The 10186-nt window shown below is 68.8% G+C and carries 5 protein-coding genes and 1 pseudogene; 4 read left to right on the top strand and 2 right to left on the bottom strand.

The window, feature by feature from the left end; translation table 11 throughout:
• Both C1J00_RS30190 and C1J00_RS30185 read left to right on the top strand, forming a co-directional pair.
• Positions 1-4199, top strand: a 4199-nt coding sequence (locus C1J00_RS30190) for an RHS repeat-associated core domain-containing protein (protein WP_102912166.1), incomplete at its 5' end; no start/stop codon positions are given.
• Positions 4200-4244: 45 nt separating this feature from the next.
• A complete protein-coding gene (locus C1J00_RS30185) occupies positions 4245-4973 on the top strand; it encodes a hypothetical protein (RefSeq protein WP_102912165.1) in 729 nt (242 codons plus the stop codon).
• Between the two features lie 78 nt (positions 4974-5051).
• Here C1J00_RS30185 and C1J00_RS30180 read toward each other — a convergent pair whose 3' ends face one another.
• Together C1J00_RS30180 and C1J00_RS30175 are read right to left on the bottom strand one after the other, a co-directional pair.
• A complete protein-coding gene (locus tag C1J00_RS30180; protein ID WP_245936565.1) occupies positions 5052-6038 on the bottom strand; it encodes a hypothetical protein in 987 nt (328 codons plus the stop codon).
• A gap of 62 nt (positions 6039-6100) precedes the next feature.
• Positions 6101-6571: a hypothetical protein gene (locus C1J00_RS30175; protein WP_342751763.1), complete on the bottom strand. Its 471-nt coding sequence runs from the start codon at positions 6569-6571 to the stop codon at positions 6101-6103.
• Positions 6572-7069: 498 nt separating this feature from the next.
• Between C1J00_RS30175 and C1J00_RS30170 the strand changes: the two genes are divergently transcribed.
• Both C1J00_RS30170 and C1J00_RS47160 read left to right on the top strand, forming a co-directional pair.
• Positions 7070-10063: a BTAD domain-containing putative transcriptional regulator gene (locus C1J00_RS30170; RefSeq protein ID WP_102912162.1), complete on the top strand. Its 2994-nt coding sequence runs from the start codon at positions 7070-7072 to the stop codon at positions 10061-10063.
• Positions 10060-10186, top strand: a pseudogene (locus tag C1J00_RS47160) (prepilin peptidase); the annotation flags it as partial. The gene C1J00_RS30170 and the pseudogene C1J00_RS47160, both read left to right, overlap by 4 nt.

Below are 10186 nucleotides of genomic sequence, written 5' to 3'. Positions count from 1 at the left end.
AGTCCGACGCCGACAAGCCGGACGCGGCGAAGGTGCGGGCCGCGACGCGGGACGTCCAGCACGCCGAGTCGGCCCAGTCCAAGGCCCAGTCGGACGTCTCCGACGCGCAGGACGCCCTCGCCGCGGCGAAGAAGATGGCCGCGGATGCACGCGCGATGCGCGATGAGGCCGCCCGCGAGGCGAAGTCGAAGATCGATGAGGCCTCGGACGCGGGTATGCAGAACCGGTCGTGGTGGGAGGAGGTCGGCGACTGGTTCACCGACAACTGGGACACCATCGTCGCGGTCTGCAAGGTCGTCGTCGCGGTGGTCGGGATCGTCGCGATGATCATCGGCGGGCCGATCCTGGGCGCGATCGTCCTCATAGCCGCCGCGGTGGTGCTCGCCGACACGCTCTACAAATACTCCAAGGGACAGGCGTCCCTGTGGGACGTGGGGCTGGCCGCGCTGGACTGCATACCGGGCATGAAGGGCCTGACCACGCTCGGCGGACTCGCCAAGGGTATGAAGGCTCTCGGCAAGGGCGGTCTCAAAGCCATGACAAAAGGTCTGGGGAGAGGCCTCCGCAAAGGGGCGGACGACGCGGTCGGCAAGAGCAAACCGGCCAAGGGACGCTGCAAGAACGGCGACCCCATCGACATGGTCTCGGGGGAGATGCTCATTGAGCAGACTGATATGGGTCTGCCTGGTGTTCTCCCTGTCATTTTCCGTCGCACACACCTGTCCACGTACCACTGGGGGAATTGGTTCGGCGAATCCTGGGCCTCGACGTTCGACGAGCGACTGGAACTCGACGAGGACGGAGTGCTGTTCGCCACCGAGGACGGGATGATCCTCTGCTATCCCGCTCCGCTGCCCGACAGCCCCGTGATGCCCGTGTCAGGGCCACAACTGCCCCTGACGTGGGACGAGGGCGAGCCGGGTGCCCTGCGAGTGTCCGACCCCAGGACAGGCATCACCAGACACTTCGCCCCGCTCCGCGTCCCCGGCACGAGCGATCAGGCGTTCACTCTGCCGCTGACCGCGATATCCGACCGCAACGGCAATCGCGTCCACTTCGACCGCACCCTCGACGGTGCTCCGGTCGCCGTACGTCATTCAGGCGGCTACCACGTCCACGTCGACACCCAGGACGGCCGGATCGTCCGGCTGCGGCTACGGAACCCCGAGGAGGGTCCCGAGGGCACCACAGTCCTCCGCTACGGCTACGACGAGGGCGGTGACCTGACGCAGATCTTCGACTCGTCGGGGCATCCCTTCGAGTTCGGCTACGACATCGCCGGACGCATCGAGCGCTGGACCGACAGAATCGGCTCCTGGTATCGGTTCACCTACGACGATCAGGACCGTGTGATCAGTGGAGAGGGCGCCGACGGCGTCCTTGACTGCACCATCACCTACGACGTCGAAAACCGGGCCACCCACTACACCGACTCGCTCGGCCGGACCACCGCGTACCGTCACAACGAGCGTCTGCACCTCGTGTCGGTCACCGACGCGAGGGGGGAGACCGTCCACAACGAGTGGGACCACGAAGACCGGCTCGTAGCGCGCACCGACGCGCTCGATCGCACCTTCCGCTACGTGTACGACGGTGCCGGCAATCTGGTCGGTGTCACACGACCTGACGGCTCCTCGACGCGAGCGGTCTACAACGATCTGCGTTTGCCGATCACGGTCACCGAGGCGGACGGCGCCGTGTGGCACCACGCGTACGACGAACGCGGTAACCGGACCGTCACGCGCAACCCGCTCGGTGACGAGACTCGCTACGAGTACGACGAATCGGGCTTCCTCGTCGGTGTCACGGACGCCTTGGGACACCGGCGCCGTGCTGTCGGCAACGGCGTGGGGCTTCCGGTAGCCCTCACCAACCCCGTCGGCAGTACCACGTGCATCGAGCACGACGCGTTCGGCCGAGTCACGTCCGTCATCGACGCCCTGGACCGGGAGACGAGGCTCGGCTGGACGGTCGAGGGCAGGCTTGCCTGGCGCAGAAGCGGGGACGGGCCGGCCGAGCGGTTCGAGTGGGACCTCGCCGGAAACCTTGTGACGTACGTCGACCAGTCAGGCAACACGAGCAGTTATACCCCCACGCATTTCCATCTCGCCAAGGTCCGTACCCGCCCCGACGGCTCGCGCTACACCTTCACCTATGACACCGAGCTGAACCTGGTGCAGGTCACCAACTCCTCGGGTGCTACCTGGGAGTACGTCTATGACGAAGCCAACCGCGTCGTCGCGGAGACGGACTTCAACGGCCGGACCCTGACCTACGACGTGAACGCCATGGGGGAATTGGTGGGTCTCACCAACGGAGCCGGCGAGACGATCTCGTTCGGAAGGGACGCGCTGGGCCGCACCACGTCCGTCCAGCACGATGGCCAGACGACCGTACTGCGTTATGACTCGGTCGGCCACCTGGTCGAACAGACCGGACCCGCGGTGAGGGTCGAGCGCACGCACGACGCTGCAGGACGGTTGCTCGCCGAGAGTAGCAACGGCCGGACGACGACCTACCGCTACGACGCCCTCGGTCGTCGCGTCGAGCGGCGCACGCCTTCCGGCATCGTCTCGACCTGGTCGTACGACGCAGCGGGACGCCCGGACGCCCTGGAGACGGCCGGGTATCGGATGAACTTCCAATTCGACGCCGTGGGACGAGAAGTATCCCGCGAGTTGCCTCATGAGGTGATACTGGACCAGTCGTGGGACGACGCTAACCGGCTCATCCGCCAGAGTCTGTCCCGGCACCCGGAGGGTGCGGCAGACCTTCTTCAGCACCGGACGTATGCGTATCGCGCGGACGGCCATCTTGCCGAACTTCAGGAGCTCACCACCGGAACCCGCCGATTCGACCTTGACCCGGGGGGGCGGGTCACCGCAGTCCACGCGCGGGACTGGACGGAGACCTACGCCTACGACAGCGTCGGCAACCTCAGCGCCGCCTCGACCCCGGCCACCGGGGACGACGTGCACAGGGAGTTCACGGGCACCCTCATCCGACGCTGCGGCAGGACCCGGTATGAACGCGACGGTGAAGGGCGCATCGTCCGGTCCGTCCGGCGGCTGCTCAACGGCCAAAGGCGCATCCGGACCTACACCTGGAACAGCCAGAGCCAGCTTGTGGGCACCGTCACGCCGGACGGAGCACGCTGGCGCTATGTCTACGATCCGGCGGGTCGCCGCGTCGCGAAGCAACGTCTCGCCGCCGACGATGCGATCGCTGAGGAGACGAGCTTCACCTGGGACGGCCCGCGTCTGGCGGAGCAGGTCACTTCCACCGGCCGCTCTACCACATGGGACTACGCACCCGGAACTCACCTGGCGCTGACGCAGACCGAACGTGCGTCCGGCGGACGGGAGGACGCCCCGGACGACCAAGCCCGCTTCCACGCAGTGATTACGGACCTGTCCGGCGCCCCGGCCGAGCTCATCTCCGCGGAAGGCGAGCTGTCATGGCAGCGGCGTACGACGCTCTGGGGTCTTCCCCTGCCGACAGGAACCGTGGCTGGAGCGGGAGATGAGACGAAGGCCGATGGAGTCGACTGCCTGCTGCGTTTTCCGGGCCAGTACGCCGACTCCGAGACGGGCTGGTACTACAACCACCACCGGTACTACGACCCGGAGACCGGTCACTACGCGACACCGGACCCGCTCGGCCTGGGCCCGGCCCCCAACGACACCGCGTATGTGCCCAACCCCTATCGCTGGATCGACCCGCTCGGGCTGTATCGCGACCCCGGCAATGGCGAGTACGCGAGGGATCCAGACGCGCCCGATACAGCACACAATCGCAAGTCGGAGTACCCGTCCGGTTATCGCGAGTCCACACACGACGAGATGGCCAAGAACTGGACCATGGAAGGAGTCCAGCAAGGCGAGCGACCACTGGACGCGAATGGCAAGAAGATCCCCCGCGATCAGCTGACCTGGTTCGACACCAATGGTGACATCATCTGGGACCCTGCGAACCCCGGGTCGAAACCCTTCCGTGAGACGGTGACGTACGAGCACCGGGAAGCTGTCGTCGATCACTGGAACCGTGAGGGTCGGCTCACGGAGCGGGCGACCCGTAACGATTTCTACAACGACCCGGACAATATGGAAGCCATGGAAAAGAGCAGGAATTCGCGCGGAGGGGCAATGATGGAGGCCCGATACAGCCAGGAAACCGGCCCGAACTACTCCTGCACCTGACGTCCGCACACGGCGCGGGTCACCGAGACGAACCTGGAAGGAACCATGGATCTGCTGTCCACCATCGAGGCTTTCCCTCGTGTCACTCCGCTCGAAGGCCTGGACCGGGCGTGGAAGTGGAACCTGAACCCGGTGCTGCATTTCGCGGGAGCCCTCACCGGTGACGGAACACGGCTTTTCCAGACCAATCAGCGCGGCAGGCACGACGAATCCCTCGCACGGGCCGCACTTGCCTTCGCCCGGGACCACGAGAAGCAACTCATCGGCGAGGGCCGCTTCATCAGCCACGCGGACGGCTTCCGATTTCCTGGCTACACGTTCGACGCGGTCGCGGCCGCCGTGCCGGACGTCCACGGCCACCACAAGGCGCAGAACCCCGGACTCACGGCCCTGACGTACATCGTCTTCCCTGCCTACGCCTGCGAGTTCTCTGGCCGGGAGACGCTGGTCGAAGCCGAAGCCAGGTACACGAAGATGCTCCACCCCGCGGAGATCGGCCGTGAGGCCGTGCCGTTCGTGAAGATGAGCTTCGACAACCCCCGCACGGGTGGCGGCAGCACCAACCCCGGGCGCGCCCTGACCTACCCGAGGATTCTCCTTCAGGAGCTTCCTCAGCTGGAGAACTCTCCCGGCGGCTTCGTGGAGTACGAGAACAGGGAGGGCAAGGTCTGGCACATCGAGTGGGCGGGGAGCTGGGTGCTCTCGGGAGAGTCGGGGCGGCGCGAGATGAGCCTCGAAGAGGTGCTCTCGTTCGCCGAGAGGAGCCTGCGCTGAATCGGCCTCGCCCGACCACTTCGCCGATGACCACGGCGGAGTCCTCTCCCTCGGCTTTCAACCGCTGATCCGCTCGCGTCAGCGGTTGACCGACTGGATCTCCTGGACGTTCACGTCCTGAGTGGTCTCGAAGGTGCCGTCGGGCAGGTCGCCGTCGGTGCCGTCGGAGCCTTCCCAGGTGATCTGCCAGGTGACGCTGGCGGAGAGCTGGTAGGGGGTGCCGTCGGTCGCGTGGAGGTAGCGGATGCCGCACGGTGGGGTCTTGTCGGCGTTGCCCTTGGTGTACGGGGTGCCGATGGAGCCGTCGTCGTTGATCGCGCAGTCGCCGGAGGCGGGGAAGACCTCGGCGTCCTCGGTGCCCGGGTCCAGGTGGAGGGCGACCGGCTTGGCGGTGGTCTCCGCCCACAGGCCCGTGCCGGGGAGTTCCGCGCGGACCTTGACGTCCTTGAAGGTGCCTTTGTCCAGCCATACCCAGGTCGGAAGATTCACCGTCGACCTGACCGCCGGCTTCAGCTCGACCTCGGTCTCGGGAACCTTCACCTTGTCGTAGGCGTAGTCGGCGAGGGTTTCGGGAGTAGGGGCAGCCGGCACGTCGGGGATCTCGCCGGCGTCCTGCCAGAACATCAGCCGACTGCACAGCGACGTATCGTCGAGCGAGGTCACGTTCGGAGCGACCCCGCGCCAGAAGTAGCCCTTCTTCCCGAGGTTGTAGTTCTTGTACCCCTTTACGGTGGCCGGCTCCGTGAAGATGGTGTTGGCGTCCTTCTCGTCCCTGAAGTGGTCGGTCCAGAGTTCCGAGCCGTACCAGCCGTCACGCAGACCGGCGTCGCCGCTGCCGTCGTTCTCCGAGAAGTTCTTCAGCTGCTCGGGGGTGAAGACGGGCTCGTACCAGCACGGCGGCGGCTTCCAGTTGACGTCCGTCGACGCGACAGTGCCCTGTTTGCCGCCCGTGGGGCCGCTGGTCTGCGTGACCTTGATCCGGGACTGCGAGGCGGATGCGGAGATCTCATTGTTCTTGGCTCCACCGCCGTAACTGCCTTCGCCGCCGAGGGCGAGGGCAGGCACGGGTGCCAGGAGGACGACGGTGAGTGAAATGACCGTGACAGGTCGGGGGGCGCGCCGAGACTTCACTTCGCGCAGCCACCCCTCTCCGAATGGGCGGAAACTGCCTGCCACACGCCTTGGTCGTTCTTGCCCATGGAGATCACGTAGAGGACCTCGGGGTCCGTGCCCGCCGGGTTCCCCTTGACCTCGCCGGTCTTGCGGTCCTTCGTGGAGGCCTTGCTCTCGTCGGTGCAGTAGGAGAGGGACGCCGCTGCCTTGTCCTTGGAGAGGGTGACTTCGGGGTCGAACACGGGCAACTTGCCGATGACGGTGAGGTTCTTGTCCGTGTAGGTCCTGATCCACTGCTGGCTCTGCAGGAAGCCGTTCTTCGTGTCGTAGAAGGCCCGGTCCTTGCTGTCGGGGTCGTTCTCGATGATCGCCTCGTACCCCGCCCGAAGCTGTTCCTTGCCGTCGTCGAGCACGGCCTGCTCCGCAGGGTCGCTGCTCGTCCAGTTCGAGAAGGTCAGCTGGAAGCTGCTGGGGAGCTTGATCACCGGGCGCTTGACGCCGGGCGCCGAGGACGACGGCGAGGCCGACGGGCTGCCTGAACTGTTGTCTGCGCCCTTGATGTCGTCCGACGGCGAATCGTCGCCTCCGCCACAGGCGGTCAGAAGCAGCGCTGCCGCCGTGGCAAACGCGGCGGCAGTCGTGGTTATTGCGCGGCGGGCCACTGTTGGTCTCCCCCGTAGTTTCGGTGTACGCGACAGGGAACGAAGCTATCAGGGGAGGGTGAAGGGGCCTTGATAAGCAGTGGTGGATTGCGTGGGGACAGTGAAGGGCGTGCGTGGCACATGCGAAGGTGACGCTCCCGGTCGCCCGGCTCAGGAGTGAACACCCGTGACTTCAGGGGTAAATCGGACGCCAAGAGGGATCCTTCGATCCGCCCTTCGACGCCCCCGGTAAGAGTCCATAAGATCTCTGTAGGCTCAGCACACCCCTCACTCCACAGCTCGGCCTCACCCCACTCCGCACACGACCCCAGGACACCCGCCATGCCGCGACGCCGCACCTCAAGCTCGTCAAGCTCGACGGGACGTACGACGGGAGCGACGGGAGCCACGGCCGCCCCCAGGGACCGGACCCCGCAGCCGGTGAGGATGCGGCGGCGGTCGTTCGGGGACTTCGTCAAGGCGTTCTTCGCCCTCGTCGCCCTTGCCGTGCTGCTCGTGGGCGTGCCGGGCGCGCTGGCCACACAGATCGGGTGGCCGCTGCCCGACGGGGTGCCGAGTCTCGACTGGCTGCAGCAAGAGATCACCGTCCACACGTTCCTGAACATCCTCACCGTCATCGTGTGGCTGGCGTGGGCGCAGTTCACGGCGTGCGTGCTCGTGGAGATGAAGGCCGCGCTGTCGGGTGTCGGCGTACCGGGGCGGGTGCCCGGCGCCGGGCCGAGTCAGTTGCTCGCGCGGCAGCTCGTCGCCGCGCTGCTGCTCGTCGGCGCCACCGCCGCCAGCTTCACGCCCGGGCTGTCGCAGCTCGGGAACGGCTACGACGCCAACCAGCAGCCGACCGTCGCCGCCGCCCAGGCCACCCCGGGCCTCTTCGCCCAGCAGCAGGAGCAGGCCTCCGGCGCCGCGGCGGCCCTGGCGGAGCAGGCCTCGCACGCCGCCGCCCACGCCGACGCCGGTGGCAGCACCGCCAAGCAGGGCGACACGAAGTACTACCGGATCCAGCCGCCCGAGGGGCGTCACCACGACTCCCTCTGGGAGATAGCGCAACGGCACCTCGGTGACGGGCGCCGCTACCAGGAGATCTTCGAGCTCAACAAGGACCGCGTGCAGCCGGACGGGTCCAAGCTCTCCGAGGCCAGCCTCATCCGGCCCGGCTGGATCATGGAGATGCCGGGCGACGCCCGCGGCGGCGAGCTCGTCGAGATGCCCGACGAGGCGCCCAACGTGTCGCCGGACCTCCAGCAGCAGATCTCCGACTACGCGCAGAGCGGGGACCACGCCCAGGGCGGAGACGGCGCCCAGGGCGGAAGCGACCGGGCGCAGGGCGGCGGCGGCACCGCCCAGGTGTCCCTGCCCGACCAGCAGCGGCCCGCCGGCTCCGGTTCCGGGCACCAGCAGGCCACCGCCGTCGGCGCCGAGTCCGACAGCTCCTTCGGCCTCCCCGAAGCCCTCCTCACCGCGCCCCTCCTCGCCGCCGGTCTTCTCGGCGCCCTGGGACGGCGGCGCCGGCAGGCGCTGTGGCAGTCGGCGTTCGGGTCCGTCGGCGGGCGCCGCGGCATGGAGCCGCCCACGCCGACCGGTGACGCGCAGGACGTCCAGGACGCGCTGCTCGTCGGCGCCGACCCCGAGGGCGTACGGCTGCTCGACCGGAGCCTGCGCGGGCTCGCTGCCTCCCTCGCCGAGGAGTCGCGCGCGCTGCCGGTCGTGTACGCGGCGTGGCTCAGCAACGGCGACCTGCACCTCCAGCTCGCCCAGCCCGCCGGGAAGCCCCCGGCCCCCTGGCAGCAGGGCCAGGACCAGACCTTCTGGATGCTGGCCCGGACCGATGCCGAGAGCTACGAGGACGCCGACACGGCCGCGCCCTACCCGGGTCTCGTCAGCCTCGGCACCATGGACGACTCGCGGCTGCTGCTCAACCTGGAGGCCGTGCCCGGCATCGTCTCGCTGAGCGGCCGAGAGGCCGACCGGGCCGCCGTGTTCGCCTCCGTCGCCGCCGAGTTGGCGACCAACGGCTGGTCCGACCGCATGACCATCACCCTCGTCGGCTTCGGGGAGGACCTCACCCCGCTCGCCCCGAACCGCATCCGGCACCTGGAGGACGTCGAGGCGCTCGTCGAGACCATGGAGGCCGAGACGCGGCAGCGTCGCGGAGCGCTGGGCGCCGCCGGGCAGGACTCCGTCCTCACCGGGCGCACGGGGCCCGCCCAGCACACCCGCTGGGCCCCGCACCTCGTCCTGCTCGCCGCGCAGCCGTCCGCCGAGGACGCCGTCAAGCTCGCCGAACTCGCGGCCGACGCGAGCCGTCTCGGCATCGGCTACCTCGTCGGCACCGAGACCGGCGATCTGCCGGGCGCAGCCTGGGAGATGGAGATCACCGGCCGGGGCAAGCTCCTCGCGCCGCTCCTCGGGCTCGAACTCGACGCCCAGTTGCTGCCGGCCGCCCAGCAGCGTGCCGTGGTCGAGCTCTTCGTCGAGGCCGACCCGGAGCGCGACAGCAACGGGCCCGCGAACACCCCGCCGTTCCTCGTCGACATCAGCGAGCAGGGCCGGCCGGCCGTGTACGCCCGGCTCGTCGGGCCGTACGAGATCATCGGCCTGGACGACCCGGACGGGGAGCGCAGCGCCCTGCTGCACGAGGCCCTCGCCCTGCTGCTCCTGCACCGCGAGGGCGTGCACCCGCGGGTGCTGTCCTCCGCGCTGTGGCCGCGCGGCGTCACCGACGACGTGCGCACCGCGCTGCTCGAGAGGCTGCACGACTGGCTCGGCGCCGACCCCGACGGCACGCCCCGCCTCGCCACCGACGGCTCCGGCCGGCTCACGCTCGCCAAGACGGTCGTCTCCGACCTGGACGTGCTGCGGTCCCTGTACCACGAGGCCACGCAGGGCAGGGGCGTCGACAGCCGGGCCGTGCGCGGGCGGCTGCTCACCGACGCGCTGGTGCTGGTGCGAGGGCCGCTGCTCGCCGACCGGCCCGAGGGGCGCTACCGGTGGCTCACCCACGAGATCGTGGACGCCCAACTGCCGCTGCTCGTCGCGGACACGGGGCTCGCGCTGTGCGCGTTCCACATGGAGAAGAACCGCGCGGAGAAGGCCATCGAGGCACTGAACGCGGCCCTGCGCACCGCTCCGGCCGACGAGCGGCTGTGGCACGAGCTGCTGCGCGCCACCCACGCCACCGGCGACACGGACCGGCTGACCGCCCTCGCCACCGACCTCATCGGCCGCAGCGGGGCGCGTGGCCTGCCGCCGCGTACCGAGGCGCTGCTCGACGAGCTGCTCCCCGCGTGGCGTGACGCGATCGCCGCGGTGGGATGAGCACCGGACTGCTGGTCCTCGCCGCCGCGTTGTGGGGTGCGGTGGCGGGAGCGCTGCTGCCCCGGGCGGCCCACCGGTTCTCGGCGCCCTCGGGGGAGGCCTGGCGGGGGGAGTGCCCCGGCG

The organism is Streptomyces cahuitamycinicus, assembly GCF_002891435.1.
Lineage (GTDB): Bacteria > Actinomycetota > Actinomycetes > Streptomycetales > Streptomycetaceae > Streptomyces > Streptomyces cahuitamycinicus.
Note: the sequence above shows the minus strand (reverse complement) of the source record. Positions and strands in the feature narration are given on the sequence as shown.

Excerpts from the sequence above, each read along its gene's own strand:
- C1J00_RS30185 (WP_102912165.1), top strand. The coding sequence starts at position 4,245 with ATGGATCTGCTGTCCACCATCGAGGCTTTCCCTCGTGTCACTCCGCTC.
- C1J00_RS30170 (WP_102912162.1), top strand. The coding sequence starts at position 7,070 with ATGCCGCGACGCCGCACCTCAAGCTCGTCAAGCTCGACGGGACGTACG.